Origin of the sequence: Amycolatopsis sp. lyj-90 (assembly GCF_046549035.1) — a bacterium.
Classification (GTDB): Bacteria; Actinomycetota; Actinomycetes; order Mycobacteriales; family Pseudonocardiaceae; genus Amycolatopsis.
In genome coordinates this window covers 1,015,776-1,040,597 of the sequence record NZ_JAJPWP010000002.1, presented here as the reverse complement: position 1 = coordinate 1,040,597, position 24,822 = coordinate 1,015,776, and the positions used below count along the sequence as shown (strand labels likewise).

The window sequence follows — 24,822 nt, the reverse complement described above, 5'->3', positions numbered from 1 at the left end:
TCGAGTCACAGTGACGCACGTCCGGCACCCGCGTGGCAACGGAATTCAGAAGCCGCCCTCGGAGGCCGGGCGCAGCTTCCCCGCGCCGGGGCCGAATCGGGACATCTGGTCGTCGGCGTTGTAGAGCCCGCAGCTGCGCAGGGACAGGCAACCGCAGCCGACGCATCCGGTCAGCCTGTCGCGCAGGCGCTGCAGCGCGTCGATCCGCGCGTCGAGTTCGTCCTGCCAGCCACGGGACAGGCGGGCCCAGTCGGCCTTGGTGGGGGCGTGGTCCCTGGGTAAGGTCTCCAGTGCCGAGCTGATGTCGTCCAGGCTGAGGCCGACCCGCTGCGCGGCCCGGATGAAGGCGATCCGGCGCAGCACCGAGCGCGGATACCGCCGCTGGTTGCCCGCCGAGCGCTCCGAGCTGATCAGCCCTTTGTCCTCGTAGAAACGCAAAGCCGTATGGGGCACGCCGCTGCGGTCGGCGACCTGCCCGATGCTCAGGTGTTCAGCCAATCTCGTCACGTCGCCAGGCTAGCCTTGACTTCGACCTAAGTCGAGGTTGCAACCTCGGTACATGACCACTGACACCAGGACCGGCTACGAGGATCTGCCGCGGCTGATCTCGTTGATGACCGGGGACGAGAAGCATCAAGCGGCCGCGGAGTCCACTGTGGACGTCTTGTGGGTGCTCTACGACCGTGTGCTCGACATCACCCCGGAGACCTTCCGTGATCCCGGCCGCGACCGCTTCCTGCTGTCGAAGGGACACGGCCCGATGGCCTTCTACGCCGTCTTGACGAAGAAGGGCTTCATCCGGGAGGACGAACTCGCCGACTGGACTTCGGCCGAATCCCGGCTCGGGCACCATCCCGACCGGGCGAGGCTGCCCGGCGCCGAGATCGCCAGCGGCTCGCTCGGGCACGGGCTCCCGCTGGCCATCGGCACCGTGTTCGGGCTGCGCGCCAAGGGGTTCCGTGACGCCAGGGTCGTCACCCTCGTCGGTGACGCGGAACTCGACGAGGGCTCCAACTCCGAGGCCATCGCGGTGGCGGGCCGCATCGGCATGCCGCAGCTGACCACCGTCGTCATCGACAACTCCTCGGCGACGCACGGCTGGCCGGGCGGGATCGCCCGCCGGTTCGAGGTCGAGGGCTGGGTGACCCGCACCGTCGACGGCCGCGATCACGAAGCGCTCTACGAAGCCTTCACCACTCCCCATCCGGACCGGCCGCTCGCCGTGGTCGCGACCGTCGAGCGAAAGGCCTGAACCCGTGGACATGCGTGAAACGTTCCTCGACGCCGCCGCCGAGGTGCTCGACACCGACCCGAACGTCGCCGTCGTGCTCGCCGACATTTCGGCGGCACAACTGGCTTTCGCCGCCAGGAAGCATCCGGACCGGGTGCTCAACGTCGGCATCCGCGAGCAGCTGATGATGAGCACCGCGGGCGGGCTGGCGCTGGCCGGGATGCGGCCGATCGTCCACACCTTCTCGTCGTTCCTCGTGGAGCGGGCGTTCGAGCAGGTCAAACTCGATCTCGGGCACCAGGACGTCGGTGCCGTGCTGGTGTCTTCCGGCGCGTCCTACGACATGCCGACCGCCGGGCGGACGCATCAGGCGCCCGGGGACGTCGCCCTCATCGACACGCTGCCGGGCTGGACCGTGCACGTGCCGGGACACCCCGAAGAAGCGCGGCGGCTGCTGCTGGAGTCCATCCCGGGCAACGGGCGCGTGTACCTCCGGCTCTCCGCGCAGGAGAACGCGAAACCGTATCTGGGCGCCGGCCTGCAGACGGTGCGCGAAGGCGGCCGGGGTGTCGTGGTGGCCGTCGGGCCGATGCTCGACCGGGTGCGGGAAGCGACCGCCGATCTCGACGTGACCGTGCTCTACACCTCGACGATCCGGCCGTTCGACGCCGCGGGGCTGCGCTCGGCCGTCGAAGCCGCGGGCGCGAGCGACGTCGTGCTCGTCGAGCCCTACCTCGCCGGGACGTCGGCGCATTCGGTTTCCGGCGCGCTGTCCGAAATCCCGCACCGGCTGCTCTCGCTCGGTGTCCGGCGTGACGCTGAAGTCCGGATCTACGGCGAGATGGCCGACCACGACCTCGCGCACGGTCTCGACGCCGGTTCGATCGCCTTGTCGGTCAAGGAATTCCTCCGCTAGCGTCACCGGGATGACGAAGATCCGCCCGCTCGTGCTCGGGGTCATCCGCCGCGGCGAAGACCTTCTCGTGTTCGAAGGCCGGGACAACGCCAAAGGCGAGACCTACCACCGCCCGCTCGGCGGCGGCATCGAGTTCGGGGAGACCGCCGTCGAGGCGCTGCACCGCGAGTTCCAGGAGGAACTCGCGGCGGAGCTGACCGCTGTCGAGCAGATCGCCGTCCTGGAGAACGTGTTCACCTTCGAGGGCAGGCCGGGGCACGAGATCGTGTTCCTGTTCGCCGCCGAGCTGACCGACAAGGCCTTCTACGAGCGCGACGAGGTCGGCGTGGTGCTCGACGACGGCGCACGCGTGCACTGGCTGCCGATGGCCGACGTGGTGAGCGGCAAGGCGATCCTGTACCCGGACGGGCTCACCGAACTCCTTTCAGCGCAGGAGTGAGCGCGGGGTCGGGGTGAGTTCCAGCCGCTGCCACGGGCGTTCGAGCCTGCTCGAGAGCCCCTCGCCGATCCGGTCGAGAAGGTCCCGGTGTGTCTCCGTGTCGCCGGTGGATTTGGCGAACCAGACGAACACTGTCTCGTTCTCTCGCACGGGAAGGCGGGGGAAGGTGTTCTCGGCCGGTTCGGTCTCGAAGTGCCCGAAGGTGTCCAATCCGGCCTCCCTCAGAGCCGGAGCCACGGAGTCCGCGAAGTACTCGGAGAACTCCTTGACCGGCCCGAGGGGATGGCAGATCGTCGCCAGTACCCGGGAATCCGGGGCGCCGTCCGGAACGGGGAAACCCGGCCCGGACGGCCGCAGCAGCAGGACGTCGGAAGCGTCGATCATCGTCTCGTTCGCCGCCGGGCCGTGCTCACGCCACACCGGCCCGTAGTAGAACGACTCCAGGGCCGCCCGCCTGCTCTCCATGTCCCGGAATCCGCGCAGCCACACGAACCTGTCCGGTGCGGCGGGCTCACGGAACAGACCGAACAGGCGCATGCCGGAGGCTTCCAGTGGCTCCACGAACTCGCGCTCGAAGAGCTCGATCAGCTCGTCCCGGCGGCCGGGGTGCAGCGTGTACCGGCGCAGCTCGACGACGGACTGGAACTCGGCGAAATCGGTCATGCGGCGGACCGTAGCGGCCCGCACCGACAGTTTCCGGCGGCCGGCTTTTCGGAGGCTCAGCGGAAGGCGGCGATCCCGGTGACCGACTGGCCGAGCGAGAGCGCGTGCATCTCTTCGGTGCCCTCGTAGGTCAGCACGGTTTCGAGGTTCGACATGTGCCGCATCACCGGGTACTCCAGCGAGATCCCGTTGGCACCGAGCATGGCGCGCGCGGTCCTGGCGACCTCCAGCGCGGAGCGGACGTTGGCGAGCTTGCCGAAGCTGACGTGGTTGTGGTGCAGCGTCCCGGCGTCCTTGAGCCGTCCGATCCGCAGCGCGACCAGCCCGGCGCGGTTGACCTCGACGACGAGGTCGGCGAGCTTGCGCTGCGTGAGCTGGAACCCGGCCAGCGGCTTGCCGAACTGCTCCCGGCTCAGCGTGTACTCCAGCGCGGATTCGTAGCAGGAGCGAGCGGCGCCGACGACGCCGAACAGGATCCCATAGCGCGCCTCGTTCAAGCAGGACAGCGGTCCGCGCAGGCCCCTGACGTCGGGGAACGCGGCGGACTCCGGCAGGCGGACGCCGTCGAGCACGAGTTCCGCGGTCAGCGAGGCGCGCAGCGACAGCTTGTGCTTGACCTCGTTCGCGGTGAAGCCCGGCGTGTTCGTGGGGACGACGAAGCCGCGCACGCCCTCGTCGGTCTGCGCCCACACAACCGCGACGTCGGCGACCGTGCCGTTGGTGATCCACATCTTGGTGCCGTTCAGCACCCAGTCCGAGCCGTCGCGCACCGCGCGGGTCCGCATGGCGCCGGGGTCGCTGCCCGCGTCCGGTTCGGTCAGGCCGAAGCAGCCGAGCGCCTCGCCCGCGGCCATCCGCGGCAGCCATTCCTGCTTGTGGTCCTCGGTGCCCCACTTGTGGATCGCGTACATCGCCAGCGAACCCTGCACGGAGACGAAGCTGCGCAGCCCGGAGTCGACGGCTTCCAGCTCGCGGCAGGCGATGCCGTAGGCCACGGCGCTGGTCCCGGCGCAGCCGTAACCCTCCAGGTGCATGCCGAGAAGCCCGAGCTGACCGAAGCCCTTGGCGAGCTCGGCGGCGGGCAGGTTGCCCGATTCGTACCATTCGGCGACATTCGGGAGGAGCTGGTCCTGCGCGTACGCGCGGACAGCGTCCCTCATGGCCCGGTCTTCCTCGGAGAGTTCGGCGTCGAGATCGAGGAAGTCGCGCGGATCCGGGCTGCTGCTCATGCGGTCACTCCTGGTCGGCTCGGTGGGTCACGACCTATGAAGAAAACCACACACACGACCGGAGTCGGGTGTCAGAGATCGCGCCATCCGGTGGTCTTCGTCACCTGAACCGATGCCGTCGCCGTCCGGCTGGGGGCGGAGCGCTGCTTCTGCTGGGGGATCAGCAGCTCCGCGAAGGTAGGAAAAGGCACGCTGTCGATGTCCTCGCGCCAGGCTTGGAACAGGCCGGTCAGCTCGTCGGTGTCCTGCATCGATCCTCCAGAAGTGCAGGGCGGTCCTGCGCCGGCCTCACTCGGAGGCGTTATTACCCAGACGAGTGAGGGACGAAACAGGGAATCCGAAGAAAATCCGGTCCGCTAACCTGGGCGCGTGTCTACTCCCCGCGTGGTGATCCTGGACTACGGGTCCGGCAACCTCCGATCCGCCGAACGCGCCGTCCAGCGCGCCGGCGCGGACGTCGAGGTCACCGCCGACCCCCATGCCGCGCTCGAGGCCGACGGCCTGGTCGTCCCCGGTGTCGGCGCCTTCGCCGCCTGCATGGAGGGGCTGCTGTCGGTGTCGGGGGAGAAGATCATCGGCAAACGCCTCGCCGGTGGCCGTCCCGTCCTGGGCATCTGCGTCGGCATGCAGATCCTCTTCGAACGCGGCGTCGAGCACGGCGTGGAGGCGGCCGGCGCCGGTGAATGGCCGGGCACGGTCGACAGGCTGGAAGCCGACATCCTGCCCCACATGGGCTGGAACACCGTGCGCGCGCCCGAGGACTCGCAACTGTTCGCCGGTCTCGACGCGGACACGCGGTTCTACTTCGTGCATTCTTACGCCGCGCGGACCTGGGAACTGGACTCCGGCCTCGCCGGGCAGCAACCCAAGGTGACCTGGGCGAACCACGGTCAGGACTTCGTCGCCGCCGTCGAGAACGGGCCGCTGTGGGCGACGCAGTTCCACCCGGAGAAGTCCGGGGACGCCGGGGCGCACCTGCTGCGCAACTGGCTCGGGACCCTCGCTTAGAGTGGGCGCGTGACTTTCACGCTCCTTCCCGCCGTTGATGTGGCCGATGGCCAGGCCGTGCGACTCGTCCAGGGCGAGGCCGGCACCGAAACCTCCTATGGCAGTCCGCTTGAGGCGGCACTCGCCTGGCAGCGGGACGGGGCGGAGTGGATCCATCTGGTGGACCTCGACGCCGCGTTCGGCAAGGGCTCCAACCGCGAACTGCTCGCCGAGGTCGTGGCGAAGCTGGACGTCCAGGTGGAGCTGTCCGGCGGCATCCGCGACGACGCCTCGCTTGAGGCCGCGCTGGCCACCGGCGCCCGCCGGGTCAACCTCGGCACCGCGGCGCTGGAGGACCCGGAATGGACCGCGAAGGTCGTCTCGTCCTACGGCGACCGCGTCGCCATCGGGCTGGACGTGCGGATCACCGAGGCCGGGCACCGGCTGTCGGCTCGCGGCTGGACGCAGGACGGCGGTGACCTCTGGGAGGTCCTCGACCGGCTCGACCGCGACGGCGCGCAGCGCTACGTCGTCACCGACGTGAGCAAGGACGGCACCCTCCAGGGCCCGAACATCGACCTGCTCCGCGAGGTCGCCGCCCGTACCGACGCGCCGGTCATCGCCTCCGGCGGCGTGTCCAGTGTGGACGACCTCCGCGCGCTGGCCGCTCTGGCCCGCGACGGTGTCGAGGGCTCCATCGTCGGCAAGGCGCTCTACGCCGGGGCGTTCACCCTGCCCGAGGCGCTCGCGGCCGTCGCGGAGTTCTGAGCTTTACCTCCGGGGTAATCGACGCCACGCCGTCGTTCGGTCAGGATTCCTTCCAGGACGACAAAACCTGGAGGGACATCATGACCGCCTACGGAATCGCCCACCTTCGCCCGACCGGTGCTCTGGTGGAAGAGGTCTTCGAGTACCTGGAGCGGATCCAGGCCACGCTCGATCCCTTCGGCGGCAAGTTCCTCGTGCACGGAGCCGAGGTCGAGGTCGTCGAAGGCGAGTGGCCGGGGGCGCTCGTGATGATCTCTTTCCCGAGCATGCCGATCGCGCGGGAGTGGTACGACTCGCCCGCGTACCGGGAGATCCTGCCCCTGCGGGCGGACCACATCCCCGGCGACCTGATCCTGGTGGAGGGCTGCGGGCCGGACCACGACTCGGCGGCGATGGCGGCGGGGCTGAGGGCGCTCCAAGCCGCCTGATTCCGGTGGCGCGCGTGCTATGAAAGGCCCGTTACTTGCAAAATTTGCAAGTAACGGGCCTTTCATAGCACGCGCTGAAGCGCTACTCGGCCAGCTTGATCGCGATGCCCACCGTTCGGTCCTTCGGCCCCCGCAGCTTGCTGAAGAACATCGTCACCCGCCCGGTGACGCCGTACTTCCGCGCGATCACCTTGCGCACGCGTTCGGTTCCGTCGAGGTCCAGCAGCCGCGCCTCGCCCGCGACGACGTCGCCGTGGGTGTTCTTGCCGCGGAGGTCGCAGGCCTGGACCTCGACCCGGCCGCTGTTGCGGATGCGCTTGACCTTGCCCGCCTTGCGTTCGGACCAGAGCACCAGCTCGCCGCCGTCGCCCGCCGCCCAGACCGGGGTCGGCACCGGGGTGCCGTTCTTGCGGAAGGTGGTCAGGACGACGTACTTCTCGGCGGCGATCCGCTCGAACTCCGATCCCATGTGGAGAGTCTAGGCCGTTCGACGGCGCAACGTCGCCGCGCCGAGGACCAGTGCGGCCAGCGCGCACGCGCCGACGACGATCAGGTTCCGGATCAGCGTCGCGTCCACGGTGCCCGATGTGGTGACCCGGGTGAGCGCTTCGACGGCGTAGGAAAGCGGCATCACGTCCGAGAGCCGGTTCAGCAGCCAGCCCATCTCCCCGCGCGGCACGAACAGCCCGCACAGCAGGATCTGCGGCAGCACGAACAGCGGCATGAACTGCACCGCCTGGAACTCCGTCCGCGCGAACGCGCTCACGAACAGGCCGAGCGCCATCCCGAGCAGGGCGTCGAGGACGGCGATGAGCAGCAGCATGCCGATCGAGCCCGCGATGTCGAGGCCCAGCCACGCCAGTGAGATCCCGGCCGCGACGCCGACCTGCACGATCGCGATCGAGCCGAACGCGATCGCGTAGCCGAAGAGCAGGTCCAGCCTGCCGATCGGCAGGGTCATCAGGCGTTCCAGCGTCGCCGTGGTCCGCTCGCGCAGGGTCGTGATCGAGGTGATCAGGAACATGATCAGGAAGGGGAAGACACCGAGCAGCGCCGGGGCGACGCGGCTGAACACCGCTTCGGAGTTGAAGACGAAACGCAGCAGCACCATCAGCAGCGACGGGACGACGACCAGCATCACGACGGTGCGCGGATCGTGCCGCAGCTGCAGGAGGATGCGCCGGGCCGTGGCCAGCGTCAGGGCGGGATTCACGACTGGGTCACCTCCGTCTCGCGGACCAGCCGCAGGAACGCCTGCTCCAGCTCGGCCGTCCCGGTGCGTTCGCGCAGTCCGGCCGGGGTGTCGTCGGCGAGGATCCGGCCCTCGCGCATGAGCAGCAGCCGATCGCATCGCGCGGCTTCGTCCATGACGTGGCTGGACACGAGCAGCGTCGCCCCGCCGTCGGCGAGACGGCGGAACAGCGACCAGAGTTCGTCGCGCAGCACGGGATCGAGGCCGACGGTCGGTTCGTCCAGCACGAGCAGTTCGGGTTTCCCGAGGAGTGCGACGGCGAGATTCGCGCGGTTGTGCTGGCCGCCCGACAGCGAGCCGACCAGCTTTCCCGCGTGGTCGGTGAGGCCGACTTCGGCGAGCACTCTGTCCACATCGGACATCGGCGCGCGGAGGACGGAAGCGAAGTAGCGCAAGGCTTCTGTGATGGTGAGGTCGGCGTAGATGGCCGGATTCTGCGTGGCGTAGCCGATCAGCCGCCGCAAGGGCGGACTGCCCGCGGGATGGCCGAGCACGGTGACCTCACCGCCCGCGACGATCTGCACGCCGACGATCGAGCGCATCAGCGTCGTCTTGCCGCAGCCGCTCGGCCCGAGCAGGCCGGTGATCCGGCCGCGCGGCGTCTCGAACCCGATTCCCCTGACGACCTCGCGGCCGCCGCGGACGACCCGCAGGCCGGTCACGGAGATCGCCGAATTAGTCATGTGTTTAATTCTGCGCCCGTTGAGAAGCCTGAGTCAAGAGGCCGTGTTTCAGGGCAGCCGGACGGCGATGCCCGGGTAGTCGACCACCAGCAGGTGCTCGTCGTAGCGCAGGACGCACGAGAACGCGAAAACCGGTGCCGAGTAGGCGAAATCGCGGTCGCCGATGCGCTCGTAGCGCTGCTCCAGCCGCTCCACGGTGAGGTCACCCGCCCGGACGTACGCGGCGGGCGCCTCGGCGGCGGCGCCCAAGGTGAGGCCGAGCCGGTGCACCGGCAGCGTGTTCGTCATCGACGACGACTCGAGGTCCACGTCGAAACAGCCGTCCAGACGCGGATCCGGGACGCCGTCCACCCGCCATCGCCCGTCGCCGTCCGACTCGAGCACCGTGCGCCGGGTGCCCGACGCCGACCTGCCGGAGATCTCCGCCCGCCGTGTGTGCCAGGCGGCGTCGACGGCGATCGAGTACTCGACGAACCAGGATTCCCCGTCCTCGACCGCCGTCGTGGCGCCATTGATTCGCCAACCGCCGTCGTGCCCGTTGAAGAACGCGACTTCCAGGCCGGTCCTCGAATCCTGATGTCGCCAGCTCGCCGCGGCGGGGAGGGTCACGGCACCAGGACGAGCTTGCCCCGGACGTGGCCCGCTTCGCTCTCGTCCTGGGCCGCGGCCGCTTCGGCGAGCGGGTAGACCCGGGCGATCGGCAGGTCGAGCTTGCCTTCGGCGGCGAGTGCGGCCCCTTCGGCCAGCGCGCCGGGAACCTGCTCCGCCGGACCTCCCGAAGTGAAACGGACGCCGTGGTCGGCCGCGTCCGGCGCGGCGATCGTGACGACGCGTTTCGGGCCACCGGTCAGCTCGACCAGCGTCGACAGCGAGCCTCGACCGGAGGTGTCGAAGGACGCGTCGATGCCCTGCGGCGCGACCTCGCGGACGCGTTCGGCGAGTCGTTCGCCGTACCGCACCGGGACGGCGCCCAGCGAACGCAGGTACTCGTGGTTCGCCTCGCTCGCGGTACCGACGACGGTGAGTCCGCGCGCGACGGCGAGCTGGACGGCGATGGTGCCGACACCACCCGCCGCGCCGTCGATGAGCAGCGTCTCGCCCTCGCCGAGCTCCAGCAGGTTGAGCGCGCGGTAGGCGGTGCCGACGACCACGGGCAGCGCCGCGGCCAGTTCCCAGGACAGCGCCTCGGGCTTGCGGGTCAGGCCCGCCGGATCGGCGAGCACGAACTCCGCGTATCCGCCGTTCCCGCGCCCGAGGACCTCGTCACCGACGGCGAAGCCGGACACATCCTCGCCGACCGCGTCGATCACGCCGGCGACGTCTCCACCGGGGACGGCGGGGAACGTGGACGGGTACACCTCGGCCATCAGCCCGGACCGGATCTTCCAGTCGATCGGGTTCACCCCCGCGGCGCGGACGGCGATCCTGACCTGGCCCGCGCCCGGCTCGGGAAGCTCCCGGTCGAGGACGTGCAGTACCCCGGAGTCGCCGTATTCGGTGAACGCGATGGAGCGGTAGGTGTCCGTCATGCCGTCGACAACCTCCGCCCGCCCGCGCCTATTCCGGCGGCTTCCCGAACCAGCTGTAGTCGCCCTGGACGATCTGGAGGCTGTTCGCGATATCGAGCAAGGTGTCCCGGTCCCGCTTGCCCGACACCGTGAGCCAACGTCCGCCCTCGAGCTGCACGGCGACCGTCCCGTTCTGATGCCCGAGCGGCCCTTCCCGCTCCGGGAGATGGAAGCCGTCGAGACCCCGGACCTTGAGCGGAACCGGTTCCGCGCCGTCCGGCACCGGCCGGTCGCCGCTGAGCGAAGCCGTCACGACCGCCGCCGCGGTGGGCTGCCCGGCGCTGGTGGCTTCCAGCTCGGTCACGCCCCCGGTGACGTTCATGAAGGTCTTGACCCCCGACAACTCCAGATCGGCGGGCAGCCTGCCGAATCGCAGTTCCCCCGAGACCCGGGCGCGCCCGTCCTCGACCATCGCTTCGGCGATCCGCTCACCGACCGCGCGCGGGTCCTTCATGTTGGACAACGTCATGCTCAGCAGATAGACGTCGTCGGGGGACCAGGTCAGCATCGTCGACCCGGCGTTGATCTCGGTCGCCATGCCGACCTTGCCGTGCACGATGATCTGGTTCGGCGCGGGCGCGATCGTCCACGGCGCGGACCGGTCGCTCATCGGTGTGATGAGCAGGTCGATCTGGCCGAGCTCGCCGCCTGCCCAAGATCTCGACAACGGTGCGGGATAGGGCTTCCCACCCCGGCTCGCCTCCTTGAAACCGGCGGGGAGCCAGCCGGGCTTGTACGGCAGCACCGACCAATCGGCGTTGCGCGCCGAAGCCGGGGGAACCGACGTGAAGGCCCGCAGGCCCAGCGGGACGCCGAGCGCGATGATCGCGACCGCCGCCGCGACCAGCGCCAGGGCCATCTTCGGACGGCTTCGCGGCCGTTGGGACAGCGCGTCGCGGATCTCGGCCCCGTCGGGCGCCCGCGTCGCCAGGTGTTCGAGGCTCTCCCGGATCAGGTCCTCGGTGTTCTCTTCACTCAGTCGGGTCATTTGCGGGCTCCCGTGGGCTGAACAGACGAGGACGAGCCGGTTTCCCGCAGCGTCGCGAGCGCGCGCGAGATCTGGCTGCGCACGGTCGACGTCGCGCAGCGGAGCACCGCGCCGATCTCCTCGTCGGTGTAGTTCTCGTAGTAGCGGAGCACGATCGCGGCGCGTTGTTTGCGCGGGAGCTTCGCGAGCCTGTCCAGCATCGCGTCGCGTTCGTCGTATTCGAGGGCGTGATCGGAGACCGGCGGGCTCATCAGGTCGAGCATCTCCGGCGACGACGGCACCACGCGGCGGACCGCGAGGCGCCGTCGCCACGACAGGTACTCGTTCGTCACCATCCGGCGGACGTACGTCGGCGGTGAGTCGATCTTCGGCCAGCGTTGCTGAGCGCGCAGCAGCACCTCCTGCACGATGTCCTGCGCCAGGTACGGGTCGTCGGTCAGGACGGTCGCGTAGCGCAGGAGCCCGTCCAGGCGATCCGCGACGAACTCGTCGAAGGTCGCAGGCACGTGGTCCCCCTCAGCCGATGGTCTCGCTCTAGTGACGCACGGGACCACCCGGCTGATGCATCGGGAGCGGAACTTTTCCGGGTGAACGTGATCACCGCACGGCGGTCTCCAGCCGGACGAAGGCGAATCCGGTCGTCGCCAGTTCCTCGCCGGTGGGGCCGGTGGCCGCCGGACGGCGTTCGCCGTCGTGCACCACCAGCAGGCCGTGCGGGAACAGCGGGCCCAGCGGCGCGGTGGTGATCGCGGCGCCGTCGGAATGCTCGACCGAGTCGGTGCCGCGTCCGGCGACGATCCGGAAGTCGCGCCGCGGGGCGTTGCGGCCGGTGCGGTCGTAGACCACGAACCGCGAGTCGCCCTGGCTCGACGCGAGCAGCTTGCCGGCGGCCAGCGTCAGCCCCTCGGCGTCCGCGGTCAGCCACTTGCCGCCGAAGCCGGGGTCGGGGCCGTCGGCGACGCATTCTTCGGTCGTCTCGTCGAAGCGCTGCGGCGCCCCGAAGGAACGGACCTTGTCGATCAGCGAGGGACGCCCGAAACCGTCACCGCGCACCGGGATCCGCCAGATCCCGACGTCCTCCTGCGCGGTGTAGAGCACGCGGTGCTCGACGTCGAGCACCGAACCCTCCAGCTGAGGTCGCTCGTCCGGTTCGCCGCACGGCGACCACGTCTTGCCGTTCGGCAGGCGGAACGACGTGGGCAGGTCGATCGTGCCGATCGGCGCGGTCCCGACGGTGCCGCCCGGTTTGTCGACAAGTCGCAAGAGCGCCACGCGGGTTTCGTGCCGCCGGGTCACCGCGACCCAGCGCGCACCGGTGCGCGGATCGCGTCCGGCGGTGAGCCCGTACGCCGTCCGCTGTTCGTCCACTTCGGACTCCGAAGCGGAGAAGACCGGTGCGGCGGAAGGATCCGTGACGTCCCGCAGCACGTGCGAGCCCGCCGGGGCACCGGCCGGGTCGATCCGGTAGACGCGGACGCGGTCCCGGCCGCGGTCGCTCACCACCGCCAGGTCGCCGACGACGTCGACGTTGTTGAACCGCCTGCCCGCGGGCACGGCGAGCTGCTGGAGCTGCCGCGCCTTCAGGTCGAACGCGGCCAGCCCGCCCTCCTTGAGCGTGCCGAGCACGACGCTCTGGGACGGGTTCTTCGGATGGACCCAGATCGCCGGGTCGTCGGCGTCGGCGTTGGCCGGGTCCGCGCCCGCGTCGTCGACGAACGCCCTGGTCTGCGCCACGGGCGAGGGGTCGGTGCTCGCTTCGGCGGGCGCACCGGTGAGCAGGGAAGCCGCCAGCAGGGGGAGAGGGAGGAGAGCAGCTATGCGCATCCAGGGGAAGTTAGCCGCGCGAGTTGTCCGGCCGGTTAACGCCGTCGGTCAGGTAGTACTGCGCGACCGGCGCCAGCATTGCGACGACCTCGTCCTCCGAGGCGTCCACCAACGGCGGGAGCCGGATGACGTAGCGCAGCAGCGCGAACCCGACCATCTGCGCGGCGATCCCGGCCACCCGGACCTTCGGCACGCCGCGTGCTTCGGCGACCCGCGCCAGCACGGTCCGTTCGAGGAACTGTCGCATCATGGTCGCGACCTGCTCGTTCGTGGTCGCCGACCGGATCATCGCCAGGAACGGCTCGCGGCCCGCCGGGGCCTGCCAGAAACCGAGGAACGCGCGGACGAGACGTTCGCCGACCTCGTCCTCGGGGCCTTCGAGGATGCGGGGGACCATCTCGCCGGGGTCGATCGGCAGGTTCATCGACGCGGCGAAGAGCCGCTGCTTGGTACCGAAGAAATGGTGCAGCAGGGCGGCGTTGACCCCGGCGTCGGCCGCGATGCCGCGCACGGTCGCCCCGTCGTAGCCCTGCTCGGCGAACCTGCGCCGGGCCGCGTCGAGGATCTCCTCCCGCGTCTCGGTCTGCCCCGGCCGCCGCCCCGCCTGTGCCATTCCGCGAGCTTAGAACGCCCTTGACTACGCTTGTCCCCATGTCAGTCGCAGTCAGGGTCATCCCGTGTCTCGACGTCGACGCGGGCCGAGTGGTGAAGGGTGTCAACTTCGCCGACCTGCGCGACGCCGGCGACCCCGTCGAGCTCGCCCGCCTGTACGACGCAGAGGGCGCGGACGAGCTCACGTTCCTCGACGTCACGGCTTCCTCCGGGGACCGTGAGACCACCTTCGACGTGGTCCGCCGGACCGCGGAGCAGGTGTTCATCCCGCTCACCGTCGGTGGCGGCGTGCGCACGAACGACGACGTCAACCGGCTGCTGCGCACCGGCGCGGACAAGGTGAGCATCAACACCGCGGCCATCGCGCGGCCGGAGTTCCTGCGCGAGGCGTCCCGCCGGTTCGGCGCGCAGTGCGTCGTGCTGTCGGTGGACGCCCGCCGCGTCCCCGACGGGACCGAACCGACGCCGTCCGGATTCGAGGTGACCACGCACGGCGGGCGCCGCGGCACCGGTATCGACGCCGTCGAGTGGGCCGCGCGCGGTGAAGAGCTCGGCGTCGGCGAGATCCTGCTCAACTCGATGGACGCCGACGGCACCAAGAACGGCTTCGATCTCGAACTCCTGACCAAGGTGCGCCGGGCGGTCCGCGTCCCGGTGATCGCCAGTGGCGGCGCCGGCGCGCTCGAGCACTTCCTGCCCGCCGTCGAGGCCGGTGCGGACGCGGTGCTCGCGGCCAGCGTGTTCCACTTCGGACAGTTGAAGATCGGCGAGGTCAAGGGCGCCCTGCGCGCCGGGGGAGTCGTGGTCCGGTGATCCCGAACAAGTGGAAGGCCGCCACCGAGGTCAAGGTCGTCTGTGCGCTGATGCTCGGGCTCGGCCTCGCGTACGTGGGGATGGCCGTGATCCTCATGTTCGCGCCGTACTCCTCCGCCCGGACTTTCCTGCTCCCAGGAACGTCGGTCGTGCTCGGTGGTCTCGTCGTGGCGGGGCTGGTGCTGAGGATGTCTTCGGCGCGGTTCGCCGGGTTCGTCGTCAGCTTCCTGTTCGCCTTGCTGCACGCGCTGTCCATGCTGGCGGCGGAACTCTTCTGGGTGAAGATCGTGTCCGGGCTGCTTTTCGCCGGATATATCTACGCGGCGGTCCTGCTCAACTCGATGCCGGTGAAACGGCACCTTCTCGGAGCCACGAATGACGCTTGACCCCGCCCTCTCGGATCGCTTGAAGCGCAACGCCGACGGGCTGATCGCCGCCGTCGTCGTCGAACACTCCACTTCGGACGTCCTGATGATGGCGTGGATGAACGACGAGGCGCTCGAGCGCACCCTCACCACCCGGCGCGGGACGTACTATTCGCGCAGCCGCAAGGAACTGTGGATGAAGGGCGAGACGTCCGGCCACGTCCAGCACGTGCGCGAGATGCGGATCGACTGCGACGGCGATACCGTCCTGCTGCGCGTCGACCAGACCGGTCCGGCCTGTCACACCGGCACGCACACCTGTTTCGACACCGATGAACGGCTGCTGCTGGCCGACGAGAGCGAGAAGACCCCGTGAATGTCGTCGCCAACGTCCTGGTCGGCATCGTCGCCCTGATCCACCTGTACATCGTCGTGCTCGAGATGTTCCTGTGGACGACCCCGCGCGCTCGCGCCGCCTTCGGCACCAGCGAGGAATTCGCGAAGGAGAGCGCGCCGCTCGCGGCGAACCAGGGGCTGTACAACGGTTTCCTGGCCGCCGCGCTGATCTGGGGGTTGATCGCGACCGGCGGTACCGCCTGGCAGTTCAAGATCTTCGGCCTCGCGTGCGTGATCGTGGCCGGGCTCTACGGGACGGCGACGGCGAGCAAGCGGATCTTCTTCGTGCAGGTGGTCCCGGGCACGCTGGCGCTGATCGCGGTGCTGATCGCGGGCTGACCACCCGGGTAAACTCGGTCCATGGGACTGGGGGACGGGGAAACCGCGGCGAACAACAGATCCTTGAGAGTGCGCGCGTTATGCGGACGCTCGATCGTTCTCGTCCTGCTGTGGATCGCGGTCTTCGTCGGCGCGGTGTTCGGGACGGACTTCCTTCAGCGTTCAGCCGACGAACTGCTGGCGACCGGAAGCCGCGCCGAAGGCACGGTGGAAAGCGTTCACCTCGACCGCACCGGCAAGTACCCGACCATCATCGTCGGCTATCGCGTGGACTCCGCCTCCTTCACGGCGACGATCGACCCGGACTCCGGGCGCGCCTACACGGTCGGTCAGCCGGTCACGGTGATCTACGACCCCGCGAATCCCCGCTCGGTCCGGACGCTCGAAGAGGCCAACAAGGACGGGATCGCCACGGCGCTGTTCCTTGTCCTGATGCTCCTTTCCCTGGTCGGAGCCCCTGCGTCCGGGTACGCCGCCGTGATGTGGTGGCTCCGCTACCGGGCGGTGCTGGCCACGGGATGGCGCGCGGGCAAGGCGACGGTGTGGGACAGGAAGGGGAGGAAACTCCCGGACATCGACGTCAAGTTCGAGGACGGCGCCGTCACCAGGTTCCGCGCGGTGATGTCGACGCGGGGAGCGACCCGGTTCAAGGAGGGCGGGAACGTACCCGTCTCGGTCGCGGGGACGGGCCAGAACGTGGTCTTGGTCTTCCCCGACGGCCGGTGGCGCACGGGAAGGCCCTACGAGGTGCCGGTGAGGGAAGCCCGTTCCGACGGGTTCGCCGCGAGCGACGTCCGGGGAGGCAAGGGACAGGCCGAGGTCGTGCCGGAGGAGCGCCTCGATACCGCTCGCCGCCATGGACTGGAATTCCGCGACGTCCCGCCCCGGGAGAAGCCGCTGAAGCCCCGAGGTAAGCGGCGCTCGTGAAACGGGGCGACCGGATGGCACCCTGCTCACTTGCACGCTCGGCGAGAGCTCGCGGTTGCCCTGGAGAGAGAGGGAACTCGTTATCCCGGGAACGCCCTTTTTCCCGCTAACCTCAGCGCATGAAACCGGGGCGAGGGAAGAGAAGCTCGGCCGACCGTGATCGTGCGAAACGACTTCCGCGCGTCGCCGGGCGGCCGCTGTCCTCTTCGGATGTCGACGACCTCAAAAGCCTTGCCTCGCAGACGGTGCACGAAGAAGTGGCCGGCCCGCTGATCGAGAAACTGTCGCACTTCACGGTGCGCGCACTGGGTTTGTCGGTGCTTTGGCTGATCTTCTTCGTCATCTGCCAGGTGAGCGACGTGCCGTTCCCGCTGTCCTTCTTCGCGTTCCTGGGCTTTTCGGTGTGCCTTGCCGCCGCTTGGCTCTGGCGGAGCCGGTATCGCTCCGCCTCGAAAACCGGCCTGCGCGAGGCCACGGCGACGGTGCGGCCCGGGTGGCTGTTCCCCCGTATCGACGTGTTCTTCGAAAACGACTACAAGTTCCTCGCCACGCGCCGTTCGCTGAGGATCGCGCCCCGGGTCCGGAAGGTTCCCGTCTTCGTCGGCGGTGAGGGAACGGACATGATCGTGATCTTCCCGCGCGGACGGTTCGCCCAGGACACGCTCTACGCGGTGCCGGTCAAGGAGATCGAGCCGGACACGGCCTGACGGCAGGACCTTGGTCCCTTCTTGACCACGACCTTCCGGGCGTAGTCTTTTCCCAGGTCGAGGGCGACCAGACGAGTTCCGATGGGGAGGAACGACGTCGGCCGCCCTCGCTGATTGGGGGCGTTTCGCATGGTCGTCAAGGAAGTGCCGGCGGAGACGTACTGGCGCAGACGGACCAGGTATCTGGGCATCGCCGTGCTCTTGGGCGCCGGTTCGCCCGCCGTGATGATGGGGGTGCTCCAGCTCGGCTCGGAGCTCGGGGCGTTCGAAGGCTGGTCCGACAGCGTGGGAATGGCCGCGATCCTCGTTCTCCTCGTGACGGCGGCGCTGGCGGTGGTCTGCGGACATCGGGTGTGGGTCAACGATCGGCTCCTGGACAAGGCGGTCGCCGAACTCGGTGTCTCGCCGTCCTTCGAAGACGGGCTCGACGGCGCCGATCCGGAAGCCGAGACGCGGCGGCTGCGCACCGTGTACCGCCGAGTGTGGGGCTTCACGGTCGGCTGGATCCCACTGGCGGCCGCGATCGTGGTCCTGGAAGTGAACTACCTGCCCGATCCGGCCGAGGATCGGATGGCCGCCGTCGCGGCGACGGTCGTGATGAGCCTGGGCGGCGTCGTGGCGGGGCTGTTCACGAAGGAGGCCTGGCGCAGGCGGTACCGGTCCGTCCTCGCCACCGGATGGCGCCCCGCGACGGTGACCGTGGAGCGGAAGGACACGGCGGTCCCGGGAGACGAGCCGTGGATCTACGACGTGAAGTTCCCTGACGGCGAGCGAAACCGCCTGCGTGGGTTGCAGTTCACGTTCCGCACGGGCCATCGCTTCGGCTGGCGTCCCGACGTCCCGGTCTGGATCGGCGGTGAAGGCGAGTCCATGGTCGTGCTGTTTCCCCGTGGTCCCTCGGTTCCCCCGTGCGCGGTACCGGTCAGGAGCCTCCCATGAGCGAGAGCGGATACGTCTGGCCGGAGACCTACATGACCCGGCGGGATCTCTTCCGGGTGCTTTCGTACGCAGCGGGCGCGGTCGCGGTGACCGGGGCCATCGGGCTCGCCCTCCGGATCGGCGGATCCCGGTCCGACTGGTTCGGGAACGGGATCGCCGCCGAAACCGCCCTCCTGGCCGGAGGCCTGGTCGGCACGGTCATCGCCGATCGGCGCAGCAGGGTCAACGCGCGCCGGTTCGACGCGACGTTCGCGGCGGCGAAGGCCATCGAGGAGCCGTTGTCGGCGAAAGGGCTCCGCATGGAGCTCGACGAGACCGTCGGGGACCTCGAAACGCGACGGCTGAGTCCGCTCGGGCACCGCGCGTTCCTCTGGACGATCTTCTGGGTCGCGGTGCTCACCGCCGGGGCCGCGGGCGCCCTCCGCGCGATGGCGGACTCGTCGCTTCCCGCCTACGACACGAACTCCGCGGGGCACGGTCTGCTCGTGCTCGGCTCGATCCTCGCTCTCGCTTCAGGCGCCGTCATCGGCGTCAACTCGTTGCTGGCCGCGACACGGTGGCCGCGGCGATACCGGTCGGTCGTGACGACGGGCTGGCGCGAGGCACGGGCGACGGGGAGACCCCGCACTTTGGCGTCGCGTCGCGGCTCGCCCGCGGACCTTCGGCTCGACTTCCCGGACGGATCCGAAACACACGTGTCGACGTGGGATTCCACCTGTCACGTCGTCCGGCCCTACCGGGACAGGCACGACGTACCGGTCTGGGTCGGCGGGGAAGGGCAGGACATGGTCGTGCTGTTCCCGCGCGGACGGTTTTCGGCCAAGCGGTACGCGGTTCCCGCGGCCTGGATGCCGGGCGCGAGAACGGATCCCTGATCACCCGGCTCAGTCGATGTCCCCGGTCAGGTAGCGCTGCACCGTCGGCGCGATCGCGGTCACCAGCGGCTCGATCTCGCTCGTCGCCATCGGCTCGAACTTCGCGACGTACCGCACCAGCCCCATCCCGACCAGTTGCGAGGCACAGAGCGAAGTCCGCAGTTCGACGCGGTCCGAGCCGAGTCCGGCGATGATCTTCGTGAAGAAGTTCTGGAAGAAGCTGCGCAGCACCAGCGCGGCCTGTTCGTGCCCGGCGACACTGCGGACGAGTGCCTGGAAGACCTCGCCGCCCGCGCCGTCCCAGCGGGTGAGGAAGGTCCGCACGATCCGCCGCCCGAACTCGTCGTCGGGGCCGTTCGTCAGTTCCGCGAGCAGTTCGTGCGGGTCGAACGGCAGTTTCAGGACGGCCTGGGCGAACAGCCCCTCCTTGCTGCCGAACCAGTGGTTGACCATCGCCGCGTCGACGCCGGCGCGGGTCGCGATCGCGCGCACCGTCGCACCGTCGAAGCCGCTCTCGCCGAACACCGCGCGGGCCGCTTCGATCAGTGCGACGCGCGTGTCCTGTCCACCGGGCCGCCGTCCCCGGCGGCGCGCGGTAGTGTCTTCACCAGCCATGGCGCCATCATGAACGGGACCGGCGCAAAATTCAACAAGACTTGAATTCATCCCCCGGTCCCCGGCCGCCCGGCCGTTGCAGCACAATGGGCGGCATGGTCAGCGCCGCACATGCCAGCCCGTCGGGGCTCGGCTCGGTCAGCCCTTCGCGCGAGGATTTCCGCGCGCTCGCCGAGGGCCGTCGCGTCATCCCCGTTGTCCGTCGCGTGCTCGCCGACGGTGAGACCCCCATCGGGGTCTACCGCAAGCTCGCCGCCGACCGGCCGGGGACGTTCCTGTTCGAATCGGCGGAGAACGGCGCTTCCTGGAGCCGATGGTCGTTCATCGGCGTCGACAGCCCCGCCGCGCTGACCGTGCGTGACGGCAAGGCCGTCTGGACCGGTACCCCGCCGGTCGGCCTGCCGACCGAGGGTGACCCGCTCACCGTGCTGCGCGAGACCGTCGCCGCGCTCCACACCGAGCAGCTGCCCGGAATGCCGCCGCTCACCGGCGGGATGGTCGGCTACATCGGCTACGACGCCGTCCGCTGGCTCGAACGGCTCCCCGAGCTCGCCGAGCGCGACCTCGACATCCCCGAGCTCACCATGCTCCTGGCAACCGACCTCGCCGCCTTCGACCACCACGAGGGCACGGTCACGCTGATCGCCAACGCGGTCAACTGGGACGACTCGGCCGAGCGGGTCGACGCCGCCTACGACGACGCCGTCGCGCGGCTCAACGCGATGACCAAGCAGCTGCACGTCGCGGCCCCGGCCACGGCCGCCGTCTTCGACCGGCCCGCGCCCGAATTCACCCGCCGCCGTTCCAAGCCGGACTTCCACGCGGCCGTCGAGAAGGCCGTCGAGGCGATCAAGGCGGGCGAAGCGTTCCAGATCGTGCCTTCGCAACGGTTCGAGATCGAGACCCAGGCCGACGCGCTCGACGTCTACCGCGTGCTGCGCACGTCCAACCCGAGCCCGTACATGTACCTGCTGCGCCTGGACGGCTTCGACATCGTCGGGTCCAGTCCGGAGTCGCTGGTCACCGTCCGGGACGGCCGTGCGACCACGCACCCGATCGCGGGCACCCGCTGGCGCGGCGCCGATCCGGAAGAGGACGCGCAGCTGGCCAAGGACCTGCTCGCGGACGAGAAGGAGCGCTCCGAGCACCTGATGCTCGTCGACCTCGGCCGCAACGACCTCGGCAAGGTCTGCAAGCCCGGCACCGTGCGCGTCGTCGACTTCTTCGACGTCGAGCGCTACAGCCACGTCATGCACATCGTCTCCACGGTCACCGGCGAACTCCTCGACGACAAGACGGCCTTCGACGCCGTCACCGCCTGTTTCCCGGCCGGGACGCTCTCGGGTGCGCCGAAGGTCCGGGCGATGCAGCTCATCGAGGAGCTGGAGCCGACCCGCAGGGCGCTCTACGGCGGTGTCGTCGGCTACCTCGACTTCGCGGGCGACGCCGACACCGCGATCGCCATCCGCACCGCGCTGATGAAGGACGGCACCGCGTACGTCCAGGCGGGCGGGGGAGTCGTCGCCGACTCGGTCGCCGACTACGAGGACACCGAGTCGCTCAACAAGGCCCGCACGGTGCTTTCCGCCGTCGCGGCGGCGGAAACGATGATCGCGGCGGACGAGCTCGACCCGGCGGGTGACAGCGCTCGTGTCTGAAGCGCCGGAAGACACGGCTCCGCCTGCCAGGAAGACCAAGCGTCCACTGTGGATCGCCGTGGTGGGCCTGCTACTGGGCGCGATCGCGCTGTGGGGGTCCTCCCGGCTCGTGTGGTTCGCGGAGTTCCGTGACGGCGGGGTGCGCGGCACCGTGCTGTACTCGGAAACCGGTTCACAGCGTGCGGTTGCGCTGGTTCCGCTCGCCCTGCTGGCGCTCGCGGGCACGGCGGGGCTGATCGCCACCGGCGGATGGCCACGCCGGGTGCTCGGCGTGGTACTCGCCGTGTCCGGCGTCGCGGCGGTGTGGATCGGTGTCGCGGGCGGCTCGTTCGGCGGATTCGCCGACGGACTGCCCGTCGCCCAGATGGTGGGAGCACGCGGCCTCGCGATCCTCGGGGGAATTCTCGTGGCGGCGGGCGGGTTGGCAGCCATCAAGGGCGCGGGCCGGATGCCACGCCTCGGCGCGAAGTACGCGGCGCCGGGGACGAAGAAGCGGGCCGCGAAGGATCCGGAGACCGAGCTGTGGGAGGCGCTGTCCGAAGGCGAAGATCCCACCGCGACCCGGTGACGACCGCGGATTTCGCGGGTTTCGGAGATCTTTCCCGGCAAAGATGACACGGTTGGCATTCGGAGTAACGGACATACCCGGAACCAGGCCGTATTCGTGCGGGGGTTAGCATCGTTTCGGCGGGAAGGGGAAGGTTTTTGTGAGCGACCTTGCGAAGGAATCCGTGAGTACGACGGCTGGTGAGGGACTCCGGTGAGCGTGCTCGAAGACATCGTCGCCGGCGTCCGCGCCGATCTCGCCGAGCGCGAGGCGGTTCTGCCGTTCGACGAACTGAAGAAGCGTGCGACCCAGGTCGCACCTCCCCGTGACGTGCTCGCCGCCCTGCGCGAGTCCGGCATCGGCGTCATCGCCGAGGTGAAGCGGCGCAGCCCGTCCAAGGGCGAGCTGGCCGAAATCGCGGATCCGGCCGCGCTGGCGAAGGACTACGCCGACGGCGGCGCCCGGGTGATCAGCGTGCTGACCGAGCAGCGGCGGTTCGGCGGCTCGCTCGCCGATCTCGACGCGGTCCGCGCGGCGGTCGACATCCCGGTGCTGCGCAAGGACTTCATCGTCAGCCCGTACCAGGTCCACGAGGCCAGGCTGCACGGCGCGGACATGGTCCTGCTGATCGTGGCGGCGCTGGAGCAGAACGCCCTGATCGCGTTGCTGGACCGCGTCGAATCCCTCGGGATGACGGCGCTGGTCGAGATCCACAACGCCGAAGAGGCCGACAAGGCCCTCGAGGCGGGTGCGAAGGTGATCGGCGTCAACGCCCGCAACCTGCACACGCTCGAGGTCGATCGGGACGTCTTCTCGCGGCTGGCCCCCGGCCTGCCGATGGACGTCTTCAAGATCGCCGAGTCCGGTGTCCGCGGCCCCGGCGACCTGATGTCCTACGCGGGTCACGGCGCCGACGCCGTCCTCGTGGGCGAAGGGCTCGTCGCCTCCGGAGACCCGAAGGGCGCGCTGGTCAAGCTGGTCACCGCCGGTTCGCACCCCGCGTGCCCGAGGCCTTCTCGATGACCACTGAGTACACCGAGACACCGCACGGCGAGCACGACCCGGACGACCGGGGCTACTACGGCCCGTACGGCGGCCGGTTCATGCCCGAGGCGCTGATCGGCGTCGTCGACGAGGTCGCGGCCGAGTACGACAAGGCCCGGACCGATCCGGAGTTCGTCAACGAGTTCCGGCGCCTGCTGCGCGACTACGCCGGTCGTCCGTCGCTGCTCACCGAGGCCAAGCGCTTCGGTGAGCACGCCGGTGGCGCCCGGATCTTCCTCAAGCGCGAAGATCTGAACCACACCGGTTCGCACAAGATCAACAACGTGCTGGGCCAGGCGCTGCTCACCAAGCGGATGGGCAAGAAGCGGGTCATCGCGGAGACCGGGGCCGGGCAGCACGGCGTGGCCACCGCCACCGCCTGCGCGCTGCTCGACCTGGAATGCATCGTCTACATGGGCGAGGTCGACACCGAGCGGCAGGCGCTGAACGTCGCCCGCATGAAGCTGCTCGGCGCCGAGGTCATCCCGGTGAAGACCGGTTCGCGCACGCTCAAGGACGCGATCAACGAGGCGCTGCGCGACTGGGTCACCAACGCCGACACCACGCACTACCTGTTCGGCACGGCGGCGGGCCCGTACCCGTTCCCGATGATGGTGCGGAACTTCCACAAGATCATCGGCGAGGAGGCCCGCGTCCAGATCCTGGAGCAGGCCGGGCGCCTACCGGACGCCGTCGCGGCCTGCGTCGGCGGTGGATCGAACGCGATCGGGATCTTCCACGGCTTCATCGACGACCCCGAGGTCCGCCTCGTCGGTCTCGAGCCGGGCGGCGAAGGCATCGAGGGCAACCGCCACGGCGCCACGCTGACCAAGGGCACCCCGGGCAACCTGCACGGCGCGATGACGTACCTGCTGCAGGACGAGGACGGCCAGACCGTCGAGTCGCACTCGATCTCGGCCGGTCTGGACTACCCGGGCGTCGGCCCGGAGCACTCGTGGCTCAAGGACAGCGGCCGCGCCGAGTACCGGCCGGTCACCGACGCCGAGGCGATGGACGCCTTCAAGCTGCTTTCGCGGACCGAGGGCATCATCCCGGCGATCGAGTCGGCGCACGCGCTGGCCGGCGCGCTCGTGCTGGGCCGTGAGCTCGGCCCCGAGGGGCTGATCATCGTGAACCTGTCCGGTCGTGGCGACAAGGACATGGACACCGCCGCGAAGTACTTCGGCCTGGTGGAGAACGCATGAGTGGGTTGGACGAGGTCTTCGCGAAGACTCGCGCCGAGGGCCGCGGAGCACTGATCGGGTACCTGCCCGCCGGGTTCCCCACGGTCGACGGCTCGAAGGACCTGCTGGCCGCGGTGGTCGAGGGCGGCGCCGACCTGGTCGAGGTGGGCGTGCCCTACTCGGACCCGGTGATGGACGGCCCGACCATCCAGGCCGCGTCGGTGAGCGCGCTCTCCGGCGGCTTCAAGCTCAAGCACCTGTTCGAGGTCGTCGAGTCGGTGTCGTCGCGCGGCGGCAAGGCCGTCGTGATGACGTACTGGAACCCGGTGCACCGCTACGGCGTCGACCGTTTCGCGCGGGATCTCGCCGCCGCGGGTGGACTCGGCATGATCACCCCGGACCTGATCCCGGACGAGGCCGACGACTGGATGGCCGCGTCCGAGCAGCACGGTCTGGACCGGATCTTCCTGGTCGCGCCGTCCTCCTCGGAGGAGCGGATCGCGAAGACCGTCGCGGCTTCTTCGGGCTTCGTGTACGCCACCGCGGTGATGGGCGTGACAGGCGCTCGTGACCAGGTCGGCGTGCACGCGGAGGACCTCGTCGAGCGGACTCGTGCGCACACCGAGCTGCCGATCGGCGTCGGTCTCGGTGTCCGTTCCGGCGCTCAGGCGGCGCAGGTCGCCGGGTTCGCGGACGGCGTCATCGTCGGCTCGGCGCTGGTGACGGCCGCGGCGAGCGGGCTCGACGCGGTGCGCGAGCTCTCGGCCGAGCTGTCCGCCGGGGTGCGGAAGACCGTCGCCCCCGCTTGATCCCAGCCGAAGGCGC

33 protein-coding genes are annotated in these 24,822 nt (G+C 69.7%); 19 read left to right on the top strand and 14 right to left on the bottom strand.

What is annotated here, in order from left to right; all coding sequences use genetic code 11:
• Positions 1-45: 45 nt before the first annotated feature.
• Positions 46-507 carry a redox-sensitive transcriptional activator SoxR gene (soxR, locus tag ACLJPX_RS10755; protein WP_101609439.1) on the bottom strand — a complete coding sequence of 154 codons (462 nt, stop codon included), beginning with the start codon at positions 505-507 and terminating at the stop codon, positions 46-48.
• Between the two features lie 52 nt (positions 508-559).
• Between soxR and ACLJPX_RS10750 the strand changes: the two genes are divergently transcribed.
• From ACLJPX_RS10750 to ACLJPX_RS10740, 3 genes are read left to right on the top strand one after another with little or no spacing between them, the layout of a single operon-like run.
• Positions 560-1,252 carry a transketolase gene (locus ACLJPX_RS10750; RefSeq protein WP_101609438.1) on the top strand — a complete coding sequence of 231 codons (693 nt, stop codon included), beginning with the start codon at positions 560-562 and terminating at the stop codon, positions 1,250-1,252.
• Positions 1,253-1,256: 4 nt separating this feature from the next.
• Positions 1,257-2,147, top strand: coding sequence for a transketolase family protein (locus tag ACLJPX_RS10745; protein ID WP_410599935.1), 891 nt, complete (start codon positions 1,257-1,259; stop codon positions 2,145-2,147).
• Positions 2,148-2,157: 10 nt separating this feature from the next.
• A complete protein-coding gene (locus tag ACLJPX_RS10740) occupies positions 2,158-2,586 on the top strand; it encodes an NUDIX hydrolase (protein WP_101609436.1) in 429 nt (142 codons plus the stop codon).
• Here the strand turns inward: ACLJPX_RS10740 and ACLJPX_RS10735 are convergent.
• The 3 genes from ACLJPX_RS10735 to ACLJPX_RS10725 form a co-directional block, all read right to left on the bottom strand.
• Positions 2,572-3,249, bottom strand: coding sequence for an NIPSNAP family protein (locus ACLJPX_RS10735; RefSeq protein WP_410599934.1), 678 nt, complete (start codon positions 3,247-3,249; stop codon positions 2,572-2,574). The genes ACLJPX_RS10740 and ACLJPX_RS10735 overlap by 15 nt on opposite strands.
• Positions 3,250-3,305: 56 nt before the next feature.
• Positions 3,306-4,478: an acyl-CoA dehydrogenase family protein gene (locus tag ACLJPX_RS10730; RefSeq protein ID WP_410599933.1), complete on the bottom strand. Its 1,173-nt coding sequence runs from the start codon at positions 4,476-4,478 to the stop codon at positions 3,306-3,308.
• Positions 4,479-4,549: 71 nt separating this feature from the next.
• Positions 4,550-4,729, bottom strand: a complete 180-nt coding sequence (locus tag ACLJPX_RS10725; protein ID WP_410599932.1) for a hypothetical protein — start codon at positions 4,727-4,729, stop codon at positions 4,550-4,552.
• A gap of 133 nt (positions 4,730-4,862) precedes the next feature.
• On the opposite strand from ACLJPX_RS10725, the gene hisH reads away from it, so the two are divergent.
• The 3 genes from hisH to ACLJPX_RS10710 all read left to right on the top strand — a co-directional run bounded on the left by hisH (position 4,863) and on the right by ACLJPX_RS10710 (position 6,661).
• The gene (gene hisH, locus ACLJPX_RS10720) at positions 4,863-5,486 is read left to right on the top strand and encodes an imidazole glycerol phosphate synthase subunit HisH (protein WP_410600042.1); all 624 of its coding nucleotides are present in this window, start codon (positions 4,863-4,865) and stop codon (positions 5,484-5,486) included.
• A 9-nt stretch (positions 5,487-5,495) separates the two neighbouring features.
• On the top strand, positions 5,496-6,233 hold the full coding sequence (gene priA, locus ACLJPX_RS10715) for a bifunctional 1-(5-phosphoribosyl)-5-((5-phosphoribosylamino)methylideneamino)imidazole-4-carboxamide isomerase/phosphoribosylanthranilate isomerase PriA (protein WP_101609431.1): 738 nt from the start codon (positions 5,496-5,498) through the stop codon (positions 6,231-6,233).
• An 80-nt stretch (positions 6,234-6,313) separates the two neighbouring features.
• Positions 6,314-6,661, top strand: a complete 348-nt coding sequence (locus ACLJPX_RS10710) for a DUF1330 domain-containing protein (protein WP_410599931.1) — start codon at positions 6,314-6,316, stop codon at positions 6,659-6,661.
• A gap of 82 nt (positions 6,662-6,743) precedes the next feature.
• Here ACLJPX_RS10710 and ACLJPX_RS10705 read toward each other — a convergent pair whose 3' ends face one another.
• The 9 genes from ACLJPX_RS10705 to ACLJPX_RS10665 form a co-directional block, all read right to left on the bottom strand.
• Entirely contained in the window at positions 6,744-7,130 is a 387-nt protein-coding gene (locus ACLJPX_RS10705; RefSeq protein ID WP_410599930.1) for a PPOX class F420-dependent oxidoreductase, read from the bottom strand.
• Between the two features lie 9 nt (positions 7,131-7,139).
• Positions 7,140-7,874 (bottom strand): ABC transporter permease, encoded by a 735-nt coding sequence (locus tag ACLJPX_RS10700; protein WP_410599929.1) that lies wholly within the window; start codon positions 7,872-7,874, stop codon positions 7,140-7,142.
• On the bottom strand, positions 7,871-8,596 hold the full coding sequence (locus tag ACLJPX_RS10695) for an ABC transporter ATP-binding protein (RefSeq protein WP_410599928.1): 726 nt from the start codon (positions 8,594-8,596) through the stop codon (positions 7,871-7,873). Before ACLJPX_RS10695 ends, ACLJPX_RS10700 begins: the two co-directional genes overlap by 4 nt.
• A 48-nt stretch (positions 8,597-8,644) precedes the next feature.
• Complete coding sequence (locus tag ACLJPX_RS10690) at positions 8,645-9,205, bottom strand: putative glycolipid-binding domain-containing protein (RefSeq protein WP_101609425.1); 561 nt, start codon at positions 9,203-9,205, stop codon at positions 8,645-8,647.
• Positions 9,202-10,125, bottom strand: coding sequence for an NADP-dependent oxidoreductase (locus tag ACLJPX_RS10685; protein ID WP_410599927.1), 924 nt, complete (start codon positions 10,123-10,125; stop codon positions 9,202-9,204). The genes ACLJPX_RS10690 and ACLJPX_RS10685 overlap by 4 nt, the downstream gene beginning before the upstream one ends.
• A gap of 28 nt (positions 10,126-10,153) precedes the next feature.
• Positions 10,154-11,152, bottom strand: a complete 999-nt coding sequence (locus tag ACLJPX_RS10680; protein WP_410599926.1) for a hypothetical protein — start codon at positions 11,150-11,152, stop codon at positions 10,154-10,156.
• A complete protein-coding gene (locus ACLJPX_RS10675) occupies positions 11,149-11,658 on the bottom strand; it encodes a SigE family RNA polymerase sigma factor (RefSeq protein ID WP_410599925.1) in 510 nt (169 codons plus the stop codon). Before ACLJPX_RS10675 ends, ACLJPX_RS10680 begins: the two co-directional genes overlap by 4 nt.
• A gap of 91 nt (positions 11,659-11,749) precedes the next feature.
• Positions 11,750-12,976 carry a phytase gene (locus ACLJPX_RS10670; RefSeq protein WP_410599924.1) on the bottom strand — a complete coding sequence of 409 codons (1,227 nt, stop codon included), beginning with the start codon at positions 12,974-12,976 and terminating at the stop codon, positions 11,750-11,752.
• A 10-nt stretch (positions 12,977-12,986) separates the two neighbouring features.
• Positions 12,987-13,589 (bottom strand): TetR family transcriptional regulator, encoded by a 603-nt coding sequence (locus ACLJPX_RS10665; RefSeq protein ID WP_410599923.1) that lies wholly within the window; start codon positions 13,587-13,589, stop codon positions 12,987-12,989.
• Positions 13,590-13,627: 38 nt separating this feature from the next.
• On the opposite strand from ACLJPX_RS10665, the gene hisF reads away from it, so the two are divergent.
• The 8 genes from hisF to ACLJPX_RS10625 all read left to right on the top strand — a co-directional run bounded on the left by hisF (position 13,628) and on the right by ACLJPX_RS10625 (position 18,949).
• On the top strand, positions 13,628-14,401 hold the full coding sequence (gene hisF / locus ACLJPX_RS10660) for an imidazole glycerol phosphate synthase subunit HisF (RefSeq protein ID WP_410599922.1): 774 nt from the start codon (positions 13,628-13,630) through the stop codon (positions 14,399-14,401).
• Positions 14,398-14,787: a hypothetical protein gene (locus tag ACLJPX_RS10655; protein WP_410599921.1), complete on the top strand. Its 390-nt coding sequence runs from the start codon at positions 14,398-14,400 to the stop codon at positions 14,785-14,787. Before hisF ends, ACLJPX_RS10655 begins: the two co-directional genes overlap by 4 nt.
• Positions 14,777-15,142 carry a phosphoribosyl-AMP cyclohydrolase gene (gene hisI / locus ACLJPX_RS10650; RefSeq protein WP_410599920.1) on the top strand — a complete coding sequence of 122 codons (366 nt, stop codon included), beginning with the start codon at positions 14,777-14,779 and terminating at the stop codon, positions 15,140-15,142. The genes ACLJPX_RS10655 and hisI overlap by 11 nt, the downstream gene beginning before the upstream one ends.
• Positions 15,139-15,501, top strand: coding sequence for a DUF1304 domain-containing protein (locus tag ACLJPX_RS10645; RefSeq protein ID WP_101609417.1), 363 nt, complete (start codon positions 15,139-15,141; stop codon positions 15,499-15,501). Before hisI ends, ACLJPX_RS10645 begins: the two co-directional genes overlap by 4 nt.
• A gap of 21 nt (positions 15,502-15,522) precedes the next feature.
• On the top strand, positions 15,523-16,428 hold the full coding sequence (locus ACLJPX_RS10640; protein ID WP_410599919.1) for a DUF3592 domain-containing protein: 906 nt from the start codon (positions 15,523-15,525) through the stop codon (positions 16,426-16,428).
• Positions 16,429-16,547: 119 nt separating this feature from the next.
• Positions 16,548-17,135, top strand: coding sequence for a hypothetical protein (locus tag ACLJPX_RS10635; RefSeq protein ID WP_410599918.1), 588 nt, complete (start codon positions 16,548-16,550; stop codon positions 17,133-17,135).
• Between the two features lie 129 nt (positions 17,136-17,264).
• Entirely contained in the window at positions 17,265-18,074 is an 810-nt protein-coding gene (locus ACLJPX_RS10630; protein WP_410599917.1) for a hypothetical protein, read from the top strand.
• A complete protein-coding gene (locus ACLJPX_RS10625) occupies positions 18,071-18,949 on the top strand; it encodes a hypothetical protein (protein ID WP_410599916.1) in 879 nt (292 codons plus the stop codon). The genes ACLJPX_RS10630 and ACLJPX_RS10625 overlap by 4 nt, the downstream gene beginning before the upstream one ends.
• 9 nt (positions 18,950-18,958) lie before the next feature.
• Here ACLJPX_RS10625 and ACLJPX_RS10620 read toward each other — a convergent pair whose 3' ends face one another.
• Positions 18,959-19,564 carry a TetR family transcriptional regulator gene (locus tag ACLJPX_RS10620; protein ID WP_410599915.1) on the bottom strand — a complete coding sequence of 202 codons (606 nt, stop codon included), beginning with the start codon at positions 19,562-19,564 and terminating at the stop codon, positions 18,959-18,961.
• A gap of 95 nt (positions 19,565-19,659) precedes the next feature.
• Here ACLJPX_RS10620 and ACLJPX_RS10615 point away from each other — a divergent pair, with 95 nt between their 5' ends.
• The 5 genes from ACLJPX_RS10615 (at position 19,660) to trpA (ending at position 24,806) form a co-directional block, all read left to right on the top strand.
• Positions 19,660-21,222, top strand: a complete 1,563-nt coding sequence (locus tag ACLJPX_RS10615; protein WP_410599914.1) for an anthranilate synthase component I — start codon at positions 19,660-19,662, stop codon at positions 21,220-21,222.
• On the top strand, positions 21,215-21,790 hold the full coding sequence (locus tag ACLJPX_RS10610) for a Trp biosynthesis-associated membrane protein (RefSeq protein ID WP_410599913.1): 576 nt from the start codon (positions 21,215-21,217) through the stop codon (positions 21,788-21,790). Before ACLJPX_RS10615 ends, ACLJPX_RS10610 begins: the two co-directional genes overlap by 8 nt.
• 192 nt (positions 21,791-21,982) lie before the next feature.
• Positions 21,983-22,792, top strand: a complete 810-nt coding sequence (gene trpC, locus ACLJPX_RS10605) for an indole-3-glycerol phosphate synthase TrpC (protein ID WP_101609411.1) — start codon at positions 21,983-21,985, stop codon at positions 22,790-22,792.
• Positions 22,789-24,018 (top strand): tryptophan synthase subunit beta, encoded by a 1,230-nt coding sequence (trpB, locus tag ACLJPX_RS10600; RefSeq protein ID WP_101613381.1) that lies wholly within the window; start codon positions 22,789-22,791, stop codon positions 24,016-24,018. Before trpC ends, trpB begins: the two co-directional genes overlap by 4 nt.
• Entirely contained in the window at positions 24,015-24,806 is a 792-nt protein-coding gene (trpA, locus tag ACLJPX_RS10595) for a tryptophan synthase subunit alpha (RefSeq protein ID WP_410599912.1), read from the top strand. Before trpB ends, trpA begins: the two co-directional genes overlap by 4 nt.
• Positions 24,807-24,822 lie beyond the last annotated feature (16 nt).

Coding starts and splice junctions, on each gene's coding strand:
- ACLJPX_RS10615 (WP_410599914.1), top strand. CDS start 19,660: ATGGTCAGCGCCGCACATGCCAGCCCGTCGGGGCTCGGCTCGGTCAGC.
- ACLJPX_RS10705 (WP_410599930.1), bottom strand. CDS start 7,130: ATGGGATCGGAGTTCGAGCGGATCGCCGCCGAGAAGTACGTCGTCCTG.
- ACLJPX_RS10665 (WP_410599923.1), bottom strand. CDS start 13,589: ATGGCACAGGCGGGGCGGCGGCCGGGGCAGACCGAGACGCGGGAGGAG.
- ACLJPX_RS10635 (WP_410599918.1), top strand. CDS start 16,548: ATGAAACCGGGGCGAGGGAAGAGAAGCTCGGCCGACCGTGATCGTGCG.
- ACLJPX_RS10710 (WP_410599931.1), top strand. CDS start 6,314: ATGACCGCCTACGGAATCGCCCACCTTCGCCCGACCGGTGCTCTGGTG.
- trpB (WP_101613381.1), top strand. CDS start 22,789: ATGACCACTGAGTACACCGAGACACCGCACGGCGAGCACGACCCGGAC.
- ACLJPX_RS10695 (WP_410599928.1), bottom strand. CDS start 8,596: ATGACTAATTCGGCGATCTCCGTGACCGGCCTGCGGGTCGTCCGCGGC.
- ACLJPX_RS10640 (WP_410599919.1), top strand. CDS start 15,523: ATGGGACTGGGGGACGGGGAAACCGCGGCGAACAACAGATCCTTGAGA.
- hisI (WP_410599920.1), top strand. CDS start 14,777: ATGACGCTTGACCCCGCCCTCTCGGATCGCTTGAAGCGCAACGCCGAC.
- hisF (WP_410599922.1), top strand. CDS start 13,628: ATGTCAGTCGCAGTCAGGGTCATCCCGTGTCTCGACGTCGACGCGGGC.
- ACLJPX_RS10630 (WP_410599917.1), top strand. CDS start 17,265: ATGGTCGTCAAGGAAGTGCCGGCGGAGACGTACTGGCGCAGACGGACC.
- ACLJPX_RS10670 (WP_410599924.1), bottom strand. CDS start 12,976: ATGCGCATAGCTGCTCTCCTCCCTCTCCCCCTGCTGGCGGCTTCCCTG.
- ACLJPX_RS10750 (WP_101609438.1), top strand. CDS start 560: ATGACCACTGACACCAGGACCGGCTACGAGGATCTGCCGCGGCTGATC.
- ACLJPX_RS10730 (WP_410599933.1), bottom strand. CDS start 4,478: ATGAGCAGCAGCCCGGATCCGCGCGACTTCCTCGATCTCGACGCCGAA.
- ACLJPX_RS10680 (WP_410599926.1), bottom strand. CDS start 11,152: ATGACCCGACTGAGTGAAGAGAACACCGAGGACCTGATCCGGGAGAGC.
- ACLJPX_RS10685 (WP_410599927.1), bottom strand. CDS start 10,125: ATGACGGACACCTACCGCTCCATCGCGTTCACCGAATACGGCGACTCC.
- ACLJPX_RS10620 (WP_410599915.1), bottom strand. CDS start 19,564: ATGGCTGGTGAAGACACTACCGCGCGCCGCCGGGGACGGCGGCCCGGT.
- trpA (WP_410599912.1), top strand. CDS start 24,015: ATGAGTGGGTTGGACGAGGTCTTCGCGAAGACTCGCGCCGAGGGCCGC.
- ACLJPX_RS10735 (WP_410599934.1), bottom strand. CDS start 3,249: ATGACCGATTTCGCCGAGTTCCAGTCCGTCGTCGAGCTGCGCCGGTAC.
- ACLJPX_RS10625 (WP_410599916.1), top strand. CDS start 18,071: ATGAGCGAGAGCGGATACGTCTGGCCGGAGACCTACATGACCCGGCGG.
- ACLJPX_RS10725 (WP_410599932.1), bottom strand. CDS start 4,729: ATGCAGGACACCGACGAGCTGACCGGCCTGTTCCAAGCCTGGCGCGAG.
- ACLJPX_RS10740 (WP_101609436.1), top strand. CDS start 2,158: ATGACGAAGATCCGCCCGCTCGTGCTCGGGGTCATCCGCCGCGGCGAA.